An 18,708-nucleotide genomic window follows, 5' to 3' on the forward strand; every position below is an offset into this window, starting at 1 on the left:
GCAGTTCTGCCGGAGGTTCTTCTGTTGTTCGGGTGCTGCCGTTGCCGGCCGTGCCGTTTCCACCGGACACGATCGCCACCGCGCGGCCGGCGGATCCGCGCCGTAGCGCGCCGGCCAGCGCCACCGCACCGCTCGGCTCCGCGCTGACACCGACGCGGCGAAGGACCCCCATCGCGTGGGTGATCGCGTCGTCGGTCACGCCGATCAGGTCGTCGACCCGGTGCCGAATGATCGGCCAGGGAACCGCACCGGGTCGTTGCCCTCGAAGTCCGTCGGCGATCGTCCGGGACGGTGGCAACTCCGTCGGCACACCCCGGGCGACCGAAACGGCGTATCGACGGGCGGACATCGGCTCCACCCCGACGACCCGCACCGGCCGGGACAGCGCCGACGCGGCCAGGCACACGCCGGCCAGCAGGCCACCGCCGCCGGTCGGTACGAAGATCGTCGACACGCCCGGCACCTCCTCGAACACCTCGAGCCCGACGGTGCCGGCGCCGGCCACCACCAGCTCATGGTCGGAGGACGGCACGAAGACCGCTCCGGTCGCCGCGGCGATGTCCTCGGCCCGGCGGTCACGTTCGACCACGCCGCCGGCAACCTGAACCACGCTGGCGCCGAACGAACGGATCGCCTGTGCCTTGCCGTCGCTGGCCCCGGCGGCCATCACGATGGTCACCCTGATGCCCAACGCGGCACCGAGCATGGCGACGGCGATGCCATGGTTACCGGACGAACCAGCCACCACCTCGTCCGCGTACCGCGCGAGCATCGCGTTCGCCGCGCCCCGGACCTTGAACGAGCCGCCGCGCTGGCGGTGCTCGGCCTTGAGCAGCACCCGCGAATCCAGGGCCAGCACCGGGGTACGGTCCACCAGGCCCGTGATCCGGTCGGCGGCCATGCGCACGTCCGCGAGGGTGGGCCCGATGCCCGTCGTCCTCATGGCCCGTCCACGGTGATCGCCCGGCGGTCGGTCTTGCCGCTGACGGTCGTGGGTACGCTGTCGATCCGGGCGAACCGTCGCGGGATCATGTGGTGGGGCAACGTCATCGCGAGATGTGCGCGCAATGCTGAGTCCGTCACCTCCGCCGACGCGCCGGCGACGTGCGCGATGAGGAAGACCCGGCCGCTGACATCGGTACCTGCGGTGACCTCCGCGCCAGTGACGGCGGGGTGGGCCAGCAGCGCGCCCTCGATCTCGGCCGGGTCGATCCGGTTTCCACGGATCTTGATCTGCCGGTCGATGCGCCCCAGGTACACGAGGTCACCGTCGGGCAACCGGCGCGCCAGGTCCCCGGTGCGATACATGCGTGTGCCGGGCGCGCCATGGGGGTCCGGCACGAACCGGGCCGCGGTCAACGCCGGCCGGCCGCTGTACCCGCGCGCGACACCACATCCACCGATCCACACCTCGCCGACGCCACCGTCGGGCACGGCGTGCAGATCATCGTCGAGCAGGCGCACGCTGACGCCGTCGATCGGTGTCCCGATCAGGTCGACCGTCGTGTCGGGGACCGGCGGCACGACGAAGCGTGTCGAGGTCATCGTGGTCTCGGTCGGACCGTACTGGTTGATCATCCGTCCGCGTACGCCGTCCCGGCCGCCGGCGACAAGGAACGGTCGCAGCGACTCACCGCTGGACACCGTCAACCGCAGGTCGGGCAGCTCGCTCTGCCGCAGCGACGTCAGGAAGGTCGGGGTGGCCGAGAGGATCGTGTTCACCCCCCACTCCCGGACGGCCGCGACGAACTCACCGGTCCGCAACAGGGTGGAGCGCGGTAGCAGGACCACCTGCCCGCCGGCGACGAGCGGGGCGAACGTGTCGCGGATCGAGGCGTCGTACCCGAACGGCGCGAGTTGCAGCACCACGGTGTCCGGACCGAGTTCGTAGTCGGCGACGATGAAACGTAGGTAGTTGGTGACGCCGTGGTGCTCCAGCAGTACCGCGTTCGGCGGCCCGGACGAGCCGGAGGTGTGACTCACGTAGGCGAGCGACCGGGGCGACAACGGTCGCAGGGTCGCCGGCACGTCCGGCGCGTCGACGAATACGGTCGGGCCGTCGATGGGGAAGTCGAGCTGCCCGGCCCGGGACGGCGTGGTGACCAGGAACCTGGCCTGGGCGGTGCGGACCATGGCCGCCAGCCGCTGATCGGGCAACTCGGCGTTGAGGGCGAGGACGGCGCCGCCGGCTCGAAGCACGGCCGCCATCGCGACGACGGCCTCCGGGCCTCGGTCGACCATGACCGCGCAGACCTGCTCCGGTCCGACGCCCCGGGCGACCAGCGCCCGGGCCAGCCGATCGGTCCGGGCGGCGAAATCCTCGTAGCACATGACGGTGTCCGGGGTGACGATCGCCGGCGCGGCGGGCCGGGACGCGGCGTGGGTGAAGATGTCGTCGAGAAAGGTGGTCACAGCCCCACTCCGCCGCTCGGCCGGTCGGCGGCGCACCACTCCAGGACCGCCCGGGCGCTGTGGTACTTGTTCTCGGCCTGGGTGAAGGCGATGCTCCCAGGTCCGTCGAGCACCGCCCCGGTCACCTCCTCGCCCCGGTGTGCCGGCAGGTCATGCATGAACACCGCGCCCGGGCAGGCTGCCATCAGCGCCTCATTGACCTGGAACGGGGCGAATTCGGAGCGCCAGTCGGGCGTCGGCTTCGTCGATCCCGTGGTCTGCCAACGGGTGGTGTAGACGACATCGACCGGTGGCAGGCCCGACAGATCGTGCCGCTGCTCGACCCGCGCGCCGCTACGCCGGGCCGACGCCGCCGCCTGATCGAGGTACCTCTGTTCGACCCCGTACCCGGGCGGGGTACGCAGATGCAGCTCGATGCCGGGATAGCGGGACAGCGCGAGCGTCAGCGCGGAGGCGGTGTTGTTCCCCTCCCCCACGTACAGCACCCGTACGCCCTCAACACGACCGAAGTGCCGGACGATCGTGGTGAGATCGGCGAGGGCCTGCGTCGGGTGTTCGACCGCGCTCATCGCGTTGATCACCGACATGCGTTTCTGCGCGGCGTACGCCCGAAACTCGGCCTCCGGCCCGGCGGTACGGGCGACCAGAACGTCAAGCATGCCGGACAGCACCGCGCCGGTGTCCTCGACGGACTCGCCGGTGGTCAGCTGCAGGTCGTCAGGGCCGTACGTGATCAGTTCGGCGCCGAGACGCAGCGCACCGGCGGAGAACGCGGTCCGGGTACGGGTGGACGTCTTACGGAACAGCACGCCGACGACCGTCCCGGACAGGGGCTGGGCGGCTCCCGCGGAACCACGCGAGTACTCGGCGCCGCGCTGGACGATCCAGCGCAGCTGGTCGTCGGAGAGGTCGTCGATAGAGATCAGGTGGCGTCGCTCAGCCATGTCGAGCCCCCTTCCAGGTGGCGATCCGGCCGTGACCAGAGCCTGCGCGCCGCAGGGGACTGTCGAACAGGGACGGGACCGCACGACGCGTCTGCGCGTTCGTCTCTATGGATGGTCCGAGTGGGCCCGGCAGTATCGGGCTCACATATTCGGATCACCCGACCACGCCGGAGGGGTCATGAGTGACGACGGTGTCTACCGCGTCGTGCGCAACGACGAGGAGCAGTACTCGATCTGGTGGGCCGACCGGGACCTGCCGCTCGGCTGGACGGCGGAAGGGACGTCCGGGTCGAAGCAGGAGTGCCTGGATCACATCGGAAAGGTGTGGTCGGACATGCGGCCGCGAAGCCTGCGGGAGCAGATGGCTCAGGCTTGAAGGCCCGAGTTCGCACCACGTCGCACTGTCACGCCGCCCCGTCGAGCGCGGTGTGTGGCGGCCGGCAGCAGAACCTCCTGGCCGCCGAGGGGCCCGCGTTCAGCGCCGTGGACGCCGGTGTCTACGTCGGCGCGACTCCAAGACCGTGGTGGACGGGCAGCTCCAACTCCGAGGAGACATCATGATCGCCCCGACAATTGAGTCCGAGGTCCGTAGTTACTGCCGGAACTGGCCGGTCGTGTTCGACCACGGGCGAGGCAGCCGCATGTTCGCCCGCGACGGCCGCGTCTACCTCGACTTCTTCGCCGGCGCCGGCGCCCTCAACTACGGCCACAACCACCCGATACTCAAGCGAGCCCTGCTGGACTACCTCGAGCAGGACGGAGTCACGCACAGCCTCGACATGCTAACCGCCGCCAAACAGGACTTCCTCACCGAATTCGCATCGCGGGTACTCGGTCCACGCCGCCTGGACTACCGCGTACAGTTCCCCGGACCCACCGGAACCAACAGCGTCGAGGCCGCACTCAAACTCGCCCGCAAAGTGACCGGACGCCACACCGTCGTCGCCTTCACCGGCGCCTTCCACGGCATGTCACTCGGCTCACTGGCCGTCACCGGAAACGCCACCGTACGCGCAGGCGCCGGCGTCTCACTCGGACACACCTTGCGCATCCCGTACGACGGCTTCGCCGGCGGCCAGATATCCGGGCTCACCCTCCTCGACACCATGCTCGCCGACAGCAGCAGCGGAGTGGACCTACCGGCCGCCGTCATCGTGGAAACCGTGCAGGGCGAAGGCGGCGTCAACCCGGCCCGCGCGACCTGGCTCGCCGACCTCGCCGAGCTGTGCACCCGCCGCAACGTACTGCTGATCGTCGACGACATTCAGATGGGCTGCGGCCGCACCGGCCCCTTCTTCAGCTTCGAACACGCCGGAATCACCCCCGACATCGTCTGCCTTTCCAAGTCCATCAGCGGGTACGGCCTGCCGATGTCCCTCACTCTCTTCCGCACCGAACTCGACGTATGGCAACCCGGCGAACACAACGGAACATTCCGCGGCAACAACCCCGCCTTCATCACAGCGGCCGCCGCACTGAAGGAGTTCTGGACCGACAGCAAACTGGAGAAGCAGACGGCGGATCGGGACATCCTGCTCGAGGAGGGCCTGGCGGAACTCGCCGGTCGGCACCCAACGCACATAGCGGCCTCACGTGGTCGGGGCCTGGTGTGGGGTCTGGCCTTCCGGGAACCGCGCATGGCCGGACGGGTCGCCCGGGAGGCGTTCTCCCGTGGGCTGCTGGTGGAGACGTCCGGGTCCGTTGACGAGGTGTTGAAGCTCATGCCGCCCCTGACATCGACGGATGAAGAACTGGCCGAGGGCCTCGGCATCCTGGAGGAAGCGGTGGCGGCAGCGGTCGATCGCTGAGTGCACCGTCCGGGCCCGCGCCGCCGCGTGACGACACCATCGGGGACGAACAGGCCACCTCGGTGGTGGTCCGGGCCGGGGCGTCCGACCAGTTCTCCCGCCGAGTCACGCCACGCGATACCCAGTCAGGCAGACCGCTGCGCGGTGTCGCCACCGCGGAGGCGGGGGCCTCGACCACACACCACCACGACACCGACCGACACACCGACACCGACACACCTCTCGACCGACCGACACCGACGACCAGTTTCCTGCCGAGCAGGGCGGCGTCACGCAGCGCGGTGTTGCCGCCGTGGGCGCCAGTCGATGAGCCCATGCAGTTATCTTAATGACTGAGATGATTTGCCAAGACACCGTGAGGGCAGCGTCGCGCCGCAACTGTTGGGGTAGCCGGTTGCGCCCGAGCATCGAAAAGCGAGATCATCACGCATGCTCGACCCCTCGCCCCAGGACGACGGGACTCCACCGACGGTTTCTACGCCGCGTTTCGTGGGACGTGATCGGGAGTTGGCGGCGCTTCGGGGCGCCTTGGCCCGGCCACCGGCGATCGTGCTGGTAGAGGGCGAGGCGGGGATCGGGAAGAGCCGACTGCTGCGAGAGTGGTTGGCCGCGCCGGACCAGCGCACTGCCCTCGTCTCGGTGTGCCCACCGCTTCGCGAGTCGCTGACGTTGGGGCCGATCGTCGACGCGTTCCGTGGGATCGACCGCCCGGTGTCGCGGTTGCGGCTCACCGAGCTTGCGGGTGCGTTACGGCCCCTGTTCCCGGAATGGTCCTCGGACCTGCCGCCCGCGTTGCCGCCCTTGGACGATGCGAAGGCGGCACGGCATCGCCTGTTCCGCGCCCTGGACGAGCTGCTGCGGGCTCTGCGTGTCGACGTTCTCGTGCTCGAGGACGCGCACTGGGCCGACGAGGTGACCCTGGAGTTCCTGCTGTTCGTCACCTCCCGACAGCAGTCGGACGGGCCGAGCCTCGTGATCTCCTATCGGCCGGAGGAGGTGGACGTCGGATCGCTGTTGCTGCGGCTGACGTCCCGGTTACCTGCTGGCGTGACCCAGCTGAGGATCGCGCTGGCGCCCATGCGACCCAATGACACGGCGGCGTTGGTGTCCTCGATGCTGGACGGCAACCCGATATCGCGGGAGTTCACCACGTTCATGCACGAGCGGACCGGTGGCGTCCCTCTGGCGCTGGAGGAGTCGGTTCGCCTCATGTGCGACCGCGCCGACCTCGTCTTCCGCGACGGGCAGTGGGTCCGGCTGAAGCTGCGTGAGTTACAGGTGCCGCCAACGGTGCGCGACTCCACCAGGGAGCGGGTGGGCCGTCTGTCGCCGACGGCGCAGCAGGTGTTGCGAGCCGCGGCCACATTGGCCGAGCGGTCATCGGTGGCCACGATCGCGATGACCGCCGGTCTGTCACCAGCCGCGTGTCGAGGCGCAATCGCGGAGGCGGCCGGCGCCGGTGTCCTGGACGGAGACGACCGCGGCCAGTGGCGATTCCGGCATGTGCTGGCCGCAACGGCTGTCTACGAGGCGATCCCGTTGACCGACCGCAGGCACTTCCACCTGCTGGCCGGCCGGGCCTTGGAGGACATCCATCCGCCGTCTGTGGCACGCCTCGCCCACCACTTCCGTGAGGCGGGCGAGACGCGGTCCTGGACGCGGTACGCCGAGCAGAGCGCCGAGCTGGCCATGGCCTCAGGTGACCACACCAAGGCGGTCGACCTGCTGGTCGATCTGTTGTCGTGGGCCGTGCTGCCACCGGTGGATCGGGCACGGGTCGCGCGCATCGCCGGAGTTGCCGCACTGGGCCGTCGTGAACCGGTCGACGAGGTCTACCACCGCGTGATCCGTACCCTGCGCTCGGTGTTGGAGACCCCCGGCCTCTCGGCCCGTCAGCAGGCCGAGATCCGCAACCCCCTGGGTCGGCTCCTGATCACCGGGGGTGAGGCGCAGGCCGCACTCAGCGAGCTGGAGCAGGCGGTGGCCAACCTCGACCATGACCCGGTCGAGGCGGCGCGGGCGATGACCTACCTCGGATGGGCCTATGCGGGGCCGTGGCCGGCGTCGACCCATCGGCGGTGGCTGGATCGCGCCGCTGAGCTCACCGCCGAATTCGACTCTCCCGCGGAGCGGCTGAACCTGGCCGGCAACCGAGCCGCGGCGTTGCTCATGCTCGGCGAGGAGGAGGCCTGGGACGTCGTCGCCGACCTGCCCGTCGACGGCACGACCTCGGCGGAGCGTCTCGACGTGGCCCGCATCCACGCGAATGTCGGGACCGGCGCGCTGATCTGGGGGCGGTACGCCGACGCCGAGAAGCACCTCGCCGTGGTCATGCGCCTTGCCGAGGCCGAGCAGGCGTCCCGGTTGCAGCACAACGTCCGGCTCGAACAGGCCAACCTGGCGTGGCTCACCGGCCGGTGGGAGGGTCTGGCGGAGGAGAGCGCGGCACTCGCCGACGCCGACCGGGACCGGCCGGCGCACTACCTCGGCAGCATCCGCCTCGCGGCCCGGCTGGCAGCCGCAGCCGGACGGCGACGCGCTGCGGAGGAGCAGTTCCGGCTGGTCCTCGAGGAGTCTGCCCGTCTCGGCGCGGCCGACGACACGATGGAGGCCGCCGCCGCGCTGGCCAGACTGTGGCTGACGGACGGAAACAGCGGCCGCGCGTTGCAGATCACGAACGAGCCGATGGACACCGTACGCAGAAAGGGCATCTGGGTCTGGGCGACGGACCTCGTCCCCGCCCGGATCGAGGCGCACCTCGCCGCCGGCGACCTGACGGCCGCGACACGCCTGGGCGACCAGTTCGCCAGAGGACTGCGTGGCCGTACGGCGCCCGCGCCTCGCGCCGCGCTCGCCGTTTGCCGTGCCCTGCTGCTCGCCGCAGCCGGAGACCACGCCCGCGCGGCGACGGCATACGAACGGGCGGCGCGTGCCTGGAGCGCGTTGCCGCGCCCCTACGACGCCATGCTTGCCCGCGAGCGTCAAGCCGAGGCGCTCATCGCCCAAGGCCAGATCGAACAGGGCCGCGAGCTGCTGGCAGCACAGTACGAGCAACTGTTCAGGCTTGGCGCTCGCGGCGATGCCGACCGTGTCGCGCAGCGGCTTCGCGAACACGGCGCCGAGGTCCCGCGACTGTGGCGCGGCGGCCGACGAGGGTACGGCGACCAGCTCTCACCTCGCGAGCTCGACGTGGTCCAACTGGTCGTCGCCGGCAAGACGAACCGGGAGATCAGCCGGATCCTGGCCAAGTCGCCGGCCACGGTGGATCAGCAGCTGCGTGCGGCGATGCGCAAGTTGAAGGTGACCTCCCGGACGGCGCTCGCGGTCAAGGCTGTGGAGGCCGGAGTGTTCGCGGAAGAGAACTCCCTCGATGACCCGTCATGAAAATTGACGTATCCGCTGGATAGCTAAGGTCACTCGTCCGCACCGAGCATGGCTGCATGATCCATAGCCATTGGGCGATGCATGCCTGAGCGACCTGTCGCGCGTGACGACTCCGCCGGCGAGCACGAGCCACCTCTCGATCTGTCGCGTAAACCGCACGACAGCGACCGCGACGCCTCCGACGCCCACGACGCCGCCGGTGCCGACGACCACGAGAGCCACGACCCCTACCAACCCCTGTAGGCGGGAAGGACCCCCATGAGACTCAAAACCCTCGCGGCAACGCTTGCCGTAGCGGTCGGCCTCAGCATGATCCAGGCACCACCGGCGTCGGCCGCCGAGCCGGATCCCGGCACGGCCGCCAAGAAGATCGCGCCGAGCCTGAAAGACCGCTTCCGTACGGAGCCGGCTTCCGACTTCTGGATCACGTTCGACACCAAACCCGACCTTGAGCCGGCGAAGAAGATCACCGACTGGAGCGCTCGCGGCACGTTCGTCTACGACGCGCTGACCGCAGCGGCGAAGAAGTCCCTGGCATCCGTCTCCCCCGAACTCGATCGGGCGGGCGTCAAATACACCTCCTACCCGATCGCCAACACCGTGCTCGTCAAGGGCGGCAGCGAAAACCTCGCCCTCAACGTGGCCTCGATGACGCAGGTCGCCGAGATCCACGCGACGCCGCAGGTCGCGCTGGTCGAGCCCGTGGAGGAGAAGAGCCCAGCTGACCGGGCTCCCCGCCCCGCCGCCCCGAAGGCCACCGCCGAGGCAGGCACCTCCACGTGGGGTCTGGACGCCATCCACGCCCCCCAGGCGTGGGCCATGGGCGCCACCGGTGCGGGCATCACCGTGTCCAACCTCGACTCGGGCGTCCAGTTCGACCACCCCGCCCTGATGCACCAGTACCGCGGCACGAAGCCCGACGGGACCGTCGACCACAACTACAACTGGATGGCCGCCCGGGGCACGTGCACGGGCGCACCGTGCGACGACAACGGCCACGGCACGCACACCATGGGCACCATGGTCGGCGACGACGGCACCAACCACGTCGGCGTCGCCCCGGACGCGCAGTGGATCGCGACGAACGGCTGCTGCGACAGCACCGGCGTCGAGTCGCTGCTGCGGTCCGGCTGGTGGCTGCTCGCCCCGACCGACGTCCAGGGCAACAACCCCGACCCGTCCAAGCGCCCCCACGTCGTCAACAACTCGTGGGGCCAGACCGAAGAGCACAGCTTCAACGACTTCTTCCAGGCCATCGACGAGGCCTGGAGCGCCGCGGGCATCTTCAGCGTCTGGTCATCGGGAAACACCACGCCGTACGCCGCCTGCGACACCGTCTCCTCGCCCGGCTCCGCCGAGAGTGCCTACTCCGTCGGCGCCTACACGTCGGACGGCACGCTCGCGTTGTTCTCGCGCAAGGGTGAGGGTGAGGGCGGCCGGGTCAAGCCGGAGATCTCCGCTCCGGGCGACGCCGTCCGTTCGTCCTACCCGGGTGACAGCTACGTCGAGATGTCCGGCACGTCGATGGCGTCGCCCCACGTCGCCGGTGCCGTCGCGGCGTTGTGGAGCTACGACCCGACCCTCATCGGGCAGGTTGAGGAGACCCGCCGTCTGCTCGGTGAGTCGGCTGTCGACGTCGACGACACCGAGTGCGGCGGCACCGCCCAGATCAACAACAAGTACGGCGAGGGCCGGCTCGACCTCGTCCGCCTGCTCGAACTCGCGCCCCGCAAGGGCGGCACTCTCACCGGTGTGGTCACCGCCGACGGCGCCCCGGTCCCCGCGGCCGAGGTGACGATCAGCGGGCCGTTCAGCCGGTCGATCGGCACCGACAAGGACGGCCGGTTCACGACGAACCTCCCGGTCGGCGACTACCAGCTCAGCACCAAGGTCTTCGGCTACCTGACCGCGACCGCCAACGTCACGATCACCCTCGGCCAGGACACCTCCGTCAAGCTGCCGCTCACGGCCGCCGCGAAGCACGACATCAGCGGCAGGGTCGTCGACGACAAGAAGCAGGCCGTGCCGAACGCCGACGTCTCCGTCACGGGCACGCCGCTGAAGCCGGTACGCACGGACGCCAACGGCGCGTACCAGATCACCGGCGTCCCCGAGGGCTCGTACACGCTGACCGTCAAGCCCAACGCCTGCTTCTCGCCCACCACCATTCCGTTGACCGTGGGCGCGCAGAACGAGTCGCCGGAGATCCCGGTCGGGCTCGTCGTCGACAAGGGCGGCTACAGCTGCGCCGTCTCCGAGGGCGAGTACCTGCGCGGCACCGACCCGGTCGCGATCACCAGCGGCGTGTGGGCCACGGTGAAGCTGCCGTTCCCGATCGCGCTCTACAACGGCAGCCACGACACCCTCGGTGTCGGCCTGCGTGGCGTGATCTCCCCGGACACCACGACCGGACCCGGTAGCGGCGGTGCGGGCATCTTCCCGTTCTACGTCAACTCCCCCATCGAGTTCGCCCCCGGCGGTGGCATCTTCACCGCAGCCACCAAGGTCGGCGGCGAGGACGCGTTCGTCATCGAGTACCGCAACGCCAAGCTGTGGGCGTACCCGATCCGGTCGGAGTACACGGAGCCGGTCAACTTCTCGGCCACGCTCACCCGCTCCGGCACGGTGATCTTCGGGTACGGCGACGGCGTCGGGACCGACGACCCGGTGACCGCCGGCGGGCACGCCATCACCGGCATCCAGGGCTGGGCCGGCGTCGACGGCATCCGGTTCTCCGAGAGCGCCCCGGTGCTGCGCGACGGGATGATCGTCACCTACGACATGCCGGACTTCGGGTACCTCGACGCGACAGTCGTCGACAAGAACGACGGGCTGCCGGTGGCCGGGGCCAAGGTCTCGTTCAGCAACAAGCTCGGGCTCGTCGAGACCGTCACGACCAACGCGACGGGCCTCGTGCATCGCCAACTTCCGGTCGGCGACTACACCATGACTGTCGACACGCCGAACTACACGACCGCGGCGTACCCGTTCTCCCTCGACAAGCTCTACGCGAAGGCCACGATCGACGCGCGTCTGACCACGGGTGTCGCCGGCCTGAAGGCCGACGGCCTCGACGCGCTGCTGGGCACCGACCAGAACGGTGTGGGCTCGCTGACGCTGACCAACAACGGTTCCGCTCCGCTGACGTACAACCTGGGCGAGGCCGCGCGTCACCCCGACCTTGACGCCGCCGGCGCCACCGCGCGCACCGGGAAGGGCGCGGCCAGCACGATCGACCTCGCCGCCTGGAAGGCCGGCGCGAGCGGCATGAAGCCGTCGAACGTCGACGGCAAGGCGGCGACGTCGAGCGCCGCGGAAGCCCAGGCGGCCGGCAAGGTCGGCGCGACCTCCGGCGGAGACGTCATCACCCGGATCCCCATCCCGGGCAAGATCGAGGACAAGGAGCCCACCGGCATCGGGTACGACGGCGACGTCTGGGTCCACGACTACAACAAGCGGACCAACACCGCCTACACGGTGACGGGCAAGCCGACCGGAAAGGTCTTCGACGCGGCGTGGAACCCCGCGTACCGGGCGTTCGACATGGCGCTCGACACCAAGACCGGTGACATGTGCCAGATGGAGGACGCCCCGGCCAGCTACATCCACTGCTTCGACCGGAACACCGGGAAGGAGACCCGGCAGGTCAAGGGTGACTGGTCCACGCTGCCACTGACCGGCCTCGCCTACAACCCGACCCGGGACGTGTTCTACGTCGGCGGTCGGGCCAACGGCATGATCGGCACCGTCGCCGGTACGTCGCACAACAAGCCGGGTGCGCTGCTGTCCTTCTGCACACCGCCGCTGCCCGAGGTAATCGGCCTGGCCTACAACCAGGCGTCCGACACCATCTGGTACACCGACCTCACCTCGAACAGGCCCACCCGCCTGTTGCAGGTCGACCCCGACGACTGCTCGCTGGTGAACGCGTGGTGGTTCCCGGGCCAGAAGGCGGGCCAGGGCGGCGGTCTGGAGACCGACTCGACCGGCGCGCTGTGGGCGGCCGACCAGCTCGCCGACGACGTCGTGCTTGTCGACGTCGAGGACGACCTGCTCACCGACCTGCCGTGGCTGTCACTCTCGTCGACCGGCGGCACCCTGGCCCCGGGTCAGTCGACGACCGTCAAGGTCTCCATCTCCTCGAAGGACGCCAAGCCCGGAGTCCTCGGCGCGAACATCGTGCTGAGGTCCGACTCCGGACGCCAGTCCAAGACCTACATCCCCGTGACGCTCACGACCACGAAGTACCAGGTCGGCGTCAACGCGGGCGGCGCGAAGTTCACCGACGGCTCCGGCTTCACCTGGTCGGCCGACCAGGCCGCCGGCAAGAAGACGTGGGGCTACGAGGGGAAGACGAAGGTCGCGTCCACGAAGGCCGCGATCGCGGGTACGACGGACGACGCCCTGTTCCAGTCGCAGCGCACCACGCCGGACAAGCAGTTGTTCTACCGCTTCCCGGACGCCCCCAAGGGCACCTACACGCTCGATTTCGGGTTCGCCGAGATCGAGAAGGTGGCCAAGGGCAAGCGGGTGTTCGACGTCCTCGTCGACGGATCGCTGACGGAGTACGCGTACGACCCGGCTGCGGTCGTGGGGCCGAACGCCGCCGACTGGCGTACCGCCGTCGTGAAGCACGAGGGCGGTCCGCTGACCGTGGAACTGCGCGGCTCGAAGGGCCTGAAGCCACCGACCATTGCCGCGCTGCGGGTGACGCTCGACCCGCGCGCTGACGTGGCGGAGCCGGAGCCTCAGCCCGAGCAGCCGGAGCCGGGCCCGGTGCCGGTGGCCCCCGCCGGCCGCTCGTACTCGGTGAAGGTCACCGAGGGGCTCTACCGTCAGGGCACCGAGGAGTCCGGCTGGCACGGCGATGACTCCTGCGGCGTGCTGTGGTTCGACTCCAGCTTCCTGTTCCCGTTCTACGACACGGCCTGGGACGGCGTGTGCGTGACGACGAACGGCGCGCTGACCTTCGACCGCGCCAGCACGTCGGGGGGCAACACGGCACTGCCGTCGCAGTACCCGATCGACGCCATCTACCCGTTCTGGGACGACCTCATCGTCGACGACGAGGCAGGAATCTACTTCGGCAAGACCGAGGTGGACGGGCTGGCGGCGCAAGTCATCGAGTGGCGCAACGTCGCCTTCTACAATGACCGGACGGCTCGCGTGAGCTTCTCGGTCACCCTGATCGCCGACGGACGGATCCAGATCGGGTACGGCGACGGCGTCGGCGGCGACAACCCGCTCACCCGCGGGTCGTCGGCGACGGTCGGCGTGGAGAGCCTGACGCGCAACCCCGCGAGCCAGCACTCCTTCGACCAGGCTGTCCTGAAGGCCGGCCTGGGCCTGGAGTACACCCTCCCGGCATCGGGCACGATCGAGGGCACGGTCACCGACAAGAACGACGGCAAGCCGATCGAGGGCGCGATCATCACGCTCAAGGGGCCGGGCGGTGAGCGGGTCATCACCACCGACGTGAAGGGCCGGTGGAAGGCCCAGGCGCTGGTGGGCGAGAACACCGTGGAGGTGTCGGTGCCGAACTACGTCACCGCCAGCCACCCCGTGACCATCGCCAAGAAGGATCAGGCCGAGGTGATCGACACGGCGTTGACCACGGGCATCGCCACCGTCACCGGAAGTGACCTCGACTGGCTCCTCGACAAGGGCCAGAAGGCGTCGACCGATGTGACCGTGACCAACACCGGCTCCGCCCCGCTCGACGTGCGGATCAGCGAGCAGAAGCGCACCGACGACGGCGAGCACGAGGCCGCCGACCTTGGATGGCTGACCCTCACGGGCGCGGCCGCGACCGGCACGGTCACGCTCGCGGCCGGCCAGTCCACCACTGTCACGGCGACCGCCGACAACGCGGGTGTCGCGCCCGGCGTACTCGTCGGGGATCTGCTCGTGGCGTCGAACGCCGGCAAGGGCGAAACCCAGCTCAAGCCGGTCCGCCTCGCGACCTCGGCGTACTGGAAGGGCGTCGACGTGGGCGGATCCGGGTACGTCGGCGCCGACGGCTTCGTCTGGTCGCCCGACCAGGAACTCGGCAAGCGGCCGTGGGGCTACGTCGGTGGCAAGACGCGGGCCACCAAGGCCGACATCGCCGGTACGACTGACGACGCGCTGTTCCGCACCCAGCGGACCGGCGAGACGTTCAGCTACGTGTTCAAGAACGCGCCCGCCGGGACGTACCGGATCGGCCTTGACTTCGCGGAGATCGAGAAGGTCAAGGCCGGCAAGCGTGCCTTCGATGTTCTGGTCGACGGCAAGGTCGCGCTCTACGACCACGACGTGCAGGCGAAGGTGGGTGCCCTGACCGCGGACATGAACACGGTCACCGTCGAGCACGATGGTGGCGATCTGACGATCGAGTTCACCCGAGAGAAGGGCGAGGGCGACCCGATCCTCAACGCCCTGAAGGTCCAGGAGGACCCGCGCCTCTGAGATAGCCAACCAGTCCGCCAACAGTGGTCAGAGCCTCCTCGGAAAGGTCTCCGGGGAGGCTCTGACCACGACTACCGAGGTTGCGGCCTCTGACCGTACTCGTCAGCCTCTCGCTCGACATGATCCCGCGCGGCCGGATTGAGCAAGTACCCCAAGGAATTCCGCCGCCAGCCGCGGCGCCGAGTGGCGCCGCCTCACCGGCACCACGCCACCTGAGGATCTGTCCTGCCGCCGTTGACCAACCGAAGCGGCGATCTCATCCCTGCAAGACGCGCGGCGGCTTGAACCGGCGAACCTCCTGCGGCCAGCCGCATGCCTCCGCGATCTTGCCGGCCCACATCCGGGCGGTCGCCTCATCCGGCACGTCCACGATGGTCAGGCCACCCAGGAACTCCTTGCTCTCGGCATAGGGCCCGTCGGTGAAGACCAGCGCACCGCTTGTGGTGTCCGCGTTGAAGACTGGGCCGTCCTCTTCCTCCAAGCCCCCGGCGAAGACGAATGCCCCGGCGGCCTTGATCTCATCAACAACCGCCCTGGCGAGTGGACCGCGCCCGCGGAACCACTCCTCGGTGTGGTCACCCACCCACTGCTGATTGAAGTAGATGAGGTACTCAGGCATGTCCGCTCCCCTTGATCGTCCCCGGGATCCGACGTCCGTCTCTGCATACGCTACGAACGGCACCCGGCAGATCCGACAATCTCCAGCTTGATTTCTGTCAACCGGTCAGCACGTGTGCGGGTGGGGTCCGGACGGGATGCGAGGCTGAGCGCGTGGCTTCCCGTTCGGCGTACACGTGGACAACCCCCGGCGGCTCGGCGGCTTGGTACGCACCCTGGACGCGTCGGTGTCTCTGAAGACCGGCGACAGCGCGGTGGGGTGTCACGGAACCGGGCTCACTCTGCGGCCGGTCGATGACGGCTTTCTCGACTCGTACGCCTCAGACGCCCGCCAGTCCCTGAGCCGGCGCGACGCCCGCCCGCCGGTGACGCCCGTATGAGCTTGGTGTCGGCGTTCGTACCGATCTGGATCCTCACCGCGCTCGGCTACGCGGCCTGTCGTTGGGGCCTGCTGGGCGAGGCGGCGGCGTCGGTGCTCGGCCGTTTCGTGTTCCACCTTGCAATGCCGTCCGCCCTGTTCCTGACCCTGTCGCGAATGCCGCTCTCCGGGTTCGCCGGCCGCTCGCTGCTCGCCTTTGGGGTGAGCACTGCCGCGGTCATCGGGTTCGGGTGGGTCGGCGCGAGCTGGCTGTTCGGTCGCAGGCCCGGCGAACGGCCGATCTGGGGCATGGCCGCCGGGTACGTAAACTCGGCGAACCTCGGCATCCCGATCGCAACGCAGGTGCTCGGCAACGTGTCGTTCCTGGCGGAGGTGGTGCTGCTGCAGGTGCTGGTGGTGACGCCCGTAATCCTGGTCGCCCTGGACCGGCACAGCGACCCGGCTGGGCGGGTACGGGTCCGCCGTATCGCCTCCCTGCCGGTACGCAACCCGGTGATCCTGGCGTCGCTGCTCGGTGTCGTGTGGTCGGCTGCCGGCCTGCATCTGCCGTCGGCGGCCGACGCGTCGCTCACCCTGCTGTCGGGCGCCGCGGTTCCGGCCGCCCTGGTCGCGCTCGGCGCGTCGCTGCATCGCACGGCGCCGTCGCGGGCAGAGCCGGCAGAGCCGGCCGTGATCACCCAGCCGGCCGAGCTGGCCGTGATCGCCGCGCTGAAGCTCGTCGCGCAGCCGGTCATCGCGTACGCGGCCGGGCTGGCCCTGCACCTGTCCGCGCCGCAGTTGCTCGCCGTGGTGGTCTGCGCGGGCCTGCCGACAGCGCAGAACACGTTCATCTACGCCCAGGAGTACGGCGCCGGCGAGGAGGTGGCCAACCGGGCGGTAGTGGTGACCACGACGCTGTCACTGGCCACCCTGGCCGTGGCGGCGACGCTGCTCGGTAGGTCCGTCAACTGACTCGTCCAGCAATCATGGTGAGTCATGCCGACCATGGTGCCGACAGCAGATCAGCCGGGTTGTTCACTCTTCGCTGCGACCTCACGGGGAGCCGGCGTGACTGAGCCCGGGTACCGGTCGCAGAGGTTGCGATACTGGCCGCCGTGACGATCAAGGCGCTGATCTTTGACTTCGACGGCCTGCTGATGGACACGGAGAGCACCCTGCTGGAGAGCTGGCGCTGGGAGTGGCTACGGCACGGCCTGGAGCTCGACCCGGTCGGCTTCTTCGCCAACCACGGCGGCGACGCGAACGAGCCGCGTTACGCCGCGCTCGCCGCGGCGGTCGGACCGACCTACGACCGCGAGTCCAGCCACGCCCTGCGGATGGCGTACCGCGCGGAACTGAATGCGGCGCTGCAGCCGGCGCCCGGCATCGTCGGCTGGCTGGACCGGGCCGCGGAGCTGGGGCTGCGGCTGGCGGTGGCGAGCAGTTCCCCGGTCACCCACGTGGGCGCGATGCTCGATCGAACCGGGCTGCGGGAGCGGTTCGAGGTGCTGGCGACCGGCGAGGAGGTGGCCGCGCACAAGCCGGATCCGGCCGTCTACCTGCTGGCGCTGCAATGGCTCGGGCTGCCGGCGGAGGAGGCTGTCGCATTCGAGGACACCCCGCACGGTGTGGCGGCGGCGCACGCGGCCGGGCTGCGCTGCGTGGCAGTGCCGAACCCGCATGCGGACCACGCCCGCTTCACGGCCGCGGACCTGCTGCTGCCCAGTGCCGCGAAACTGTCCCTGGACGCGGTCCTGGCCGGACTGGCCCGGCGCGTGGGCAGTTTCCGATGAGCGGACGGCGCCGTGAGCGGACGATGGGTGGGCGAGACTGTCAGGCGAGAAAGTCCTTCAGCGCTGCCGCCCGGCCGTCGACGCGTTCGTGCGACAAATTCGCTACCCGGCCGCCGGAGCGCAGTGATATACAGCCGACGTGCAGACCATTTTGGAGTTCCCCGAAGTGCTGCGGCTGATCGAAGACCGCTCGGCGGCGTTCCGCGCGGCGATCGCGTCCGCCCCCGACCTTGACGTCCAGGTCCCGACCTGCCCGGACTGGACGCTGCGCGAACTGGCGCAGCACTTCGGCGACGGCCGCCGCCGCCAGGCCGCCATCATCGCGGCGGGCCCGGGCGCTGAGCCCCCGGCGAGGACGGACCCGAAGGGCGCCCCGACCGCGCCCCGCGACCGCGAAGCCCTGGACGCCTGGCTCGCCGAGTCGACCGAGCTCATGCTCGAGGCGATGCGCGAGGCAGGCCCGGACCGCGGCTGCTGGACCTGGTGGGGCCGCTCGCAGGCCCCGGGGACCAGCGGAGCCGTGGCCCGGCACCAGATTCAGGAGATCGCCGTCCACACCTACGACGCCCAGCTCACCCAGGCGGCCGCACAGCCGCTGCCGACGGACGTCGCGGTCGAGGGCGTCGACGAGTTCCTGACGACCGTCTCGACGACGACCGTCCCCTGGCCGTTCAAGTCGGCGACCATCGACCTGCACACGACCGAGGGCCGCTCCTGGCGTCTGACCCTCAACGCCGACGGCGTCCGCTGCGACGACCTCGCCGCCGACGCGGAGCCGGGCGACATGGCGATGCGAGGCGCAGCAAGCGACATGGTCCTCTACTTCTACGCGCGCATCCCGCTCGATGGCCTAGAGACCACCGGCGACATCGAGCCGATGGAGCAGCTCGCAGACTGGGACCCGAACGCGTAGAACGCGCACTTGTGACGCATCTGTTGGTTGC

The 18,708-nt window shown here is 69.8% G+C and carries 11 protein-coding genes and 1 pseudogene; 8 read left to right on the plus strand and 4 right to left on the minus strand.

The window, feature by feature from the left end:
- Positions 1-55 precede the first annotated feature (55 nt).
- From ABZ780_RS09485 to ABZ780_RS09495, 3 genes and pseudogenes are all read right to left on the minus strand, one after another.
- A pseudogene (locus ABZ780_RS09485) lies at positions 56-943 on the minus strand (pyridoxal-phosphate dependent enzyme); the annotation flags it as partial.
- Positions 940-2,412 carry an amino acid adenylation domain-containing protein gene (locus ABZ780_RS09490; RefSeq protein WP_357485466.1) on the minus strand — a complete coding sequence of 491 codons (1,473 nt, stop codon included), beginning with the start codon at positions 2,410-2,412 and terminating at the stop codon, positions 940-942. The pseudogene ABZ780_RS09485 and the gene ABZ780_RS09490, both read right to left, overlap by 4 nt.
- Positions 2,409-3,356, minus strand: a complete 948-nt coding sequence (locus ABZ780_RS09495) for an ornithine carbamoyltransferase (protein ID WP_357485467.1) — start codon at positions 3,354-3,356, stop codon at positions 2,409-2,411. The genes ABZ780_RS09490 and ABZ780_RS09495 overlap by 4 nt, the downstream gene beginning before the upstream one ends.
- A gap of 178 nt (positions 3,357-3,534) precedes the next feature.
- Here ABZ780_RS09495 and ABZ780_RS09500 point away from each other — a divergent pair, with 178 nt between their 5' ends.
- The 5 genes from ABZ780_RS09500 to ABZ780_RS09520 all read left to right on the plus strand — a co-directional run bounded on the left by ABZ780_RS09500 (position 3,535) and on the right by ABZ780_RS09520 (position 14,995).
- Positions 3,535-3,732, plus strand: a complete 198-nt coding sequence (locus ABZ780_RS09500; protein WP_357485468.1) for an MbtH family protein — start codon at positions 3,535-3,537, stop codon at positions 3,730-3,732.
- A 181-nt stretch (positions 3,733-3,913) separates the two neighbouring features.
- The gene (gene ectB / locus ABZ780_RS09505) at positions 3,914-5,164 is read left to right on the plus strand and encodes a diaminobutyrate--2-oxoglutarate transaminase (RefSeq protein WP_357005286.1); all 1,251 of its coding nucleotides are present in this window, start codon (positions 3,914-3,916) and stop codon (positions 5,162-5,164) included.
- 429 nt (positions 5,165-5,593) lie between these two features.
- Positions 5,594-8,548, plus strand: a complete 2,955-nt coding sequence (locus ABZ780_RS09510; protein ID WP_357485469.1) for an AAA family ATPase — start codon at positions 5,594-5,596, stop codon at positions 8,546-8,548.
- Between the two features lie 81 nt (positions 8,549-8,629).
- The gene (locus tag ABZ780_RS09515; RefSeq protein WP_357005280.1) at positions 8,630-8,791 is read left to right on the plus strand and encodes a hypothetical protein; all 162 of its coding nucleotides are present in this window, start codon (positions 8,630-8,632) and stop codon (positions 8,789-8,791) included.
- Positions 8,792-8,806: 15 nt separating this feature from the next.
- Complete coding sequence (locus ABZ780_RS09520) at positions 8,807-14,995, plus strand: carboxypeptidase regulatory-like domain-containing protein (RefSeq protein WP_357485471.1); 6,189 nt, start codon at positions 8,807-8,809, stop codon at positions 14,993-14,995.
- A 256-nt stretch (positions 14,996-15,251) separates the two neighbouring features.
- Here the strand turns inward: ABZ780_RS09520 and ABZ780_RS09525 are convergent, their stop codons facing one another.
- Positions 15,252-15,614 (minus strand): YciI family protein, encoded by a 363-nt coding sequence (locus ABZ780_RS09525; protein ID WP_357485472.1) that lies wholly within the window; start codon positions 15,612-15,614, stop codon positions 15,252-15,254.
- Positions 15,615-15,989: 375 nt separating this feature from the next.
- Between ABZ780_RS09525 and ABZ780_RS09530 the strand changes: the two genes are divergently transcribed.
- The 3 genes from ABZ780_RS09530 to ABZ780_RS09540 all read left to right on the plus strand — a co-directional run bounded on the left by ABZ780_RS09530 (position 15,990) and on the right by ABZ780_RS09540 (position 18,677).
- Positions 15,990-16,943 carry an AEC family transporter gene (locus ABZ780_RS09530; RefSeq protein WP_357485473.1) on the plus strand — a complete coding sequence of 318 codons (954 nt, stop codon included), beginning with the start codon at positions 15,990-15,992 and terminating at the stop codon, positions 16,941-16,943.
- Between the two features lie 143 nt (positions 16,944-17,086).
- The gene (locus tag ABZ780_RS09535; protein WP_357485474.1) at positions 17,087-17,764 is read left to right on the plus strand and encodes an HAD-IA family hydrolase; all 678 of its coding nucleotides are present in this window, start codon (positions 17,087-17,089) and stop codon (positions 17,762-17,764) included.
- Between the two features lie 139 nt (positions 17,765-17,903).
- Complete coding sequence (locus ABZ780_RS09540) at positions 17,904-18,677, plus strand: maleylpyruvate isomerase N-terminal domain-containing protein (RefSeq protein ID WP_357485476.1); 774 nt, start codon at positions 17,904-17,906, stop codon at positions 18,675-18,677.
- Positions 18,678-18,708 lie beyond the last annotated feature (31 nt).

The sequence above is a fragment of the Micromonospora sp. NPDC047467 genome, from assembly GCF_040643095.1.
GTDB lineage: Bacteria > Actinomycetota > Actinomycetes > Mycobacteriales > Micromonosporaceae > Micromonospora.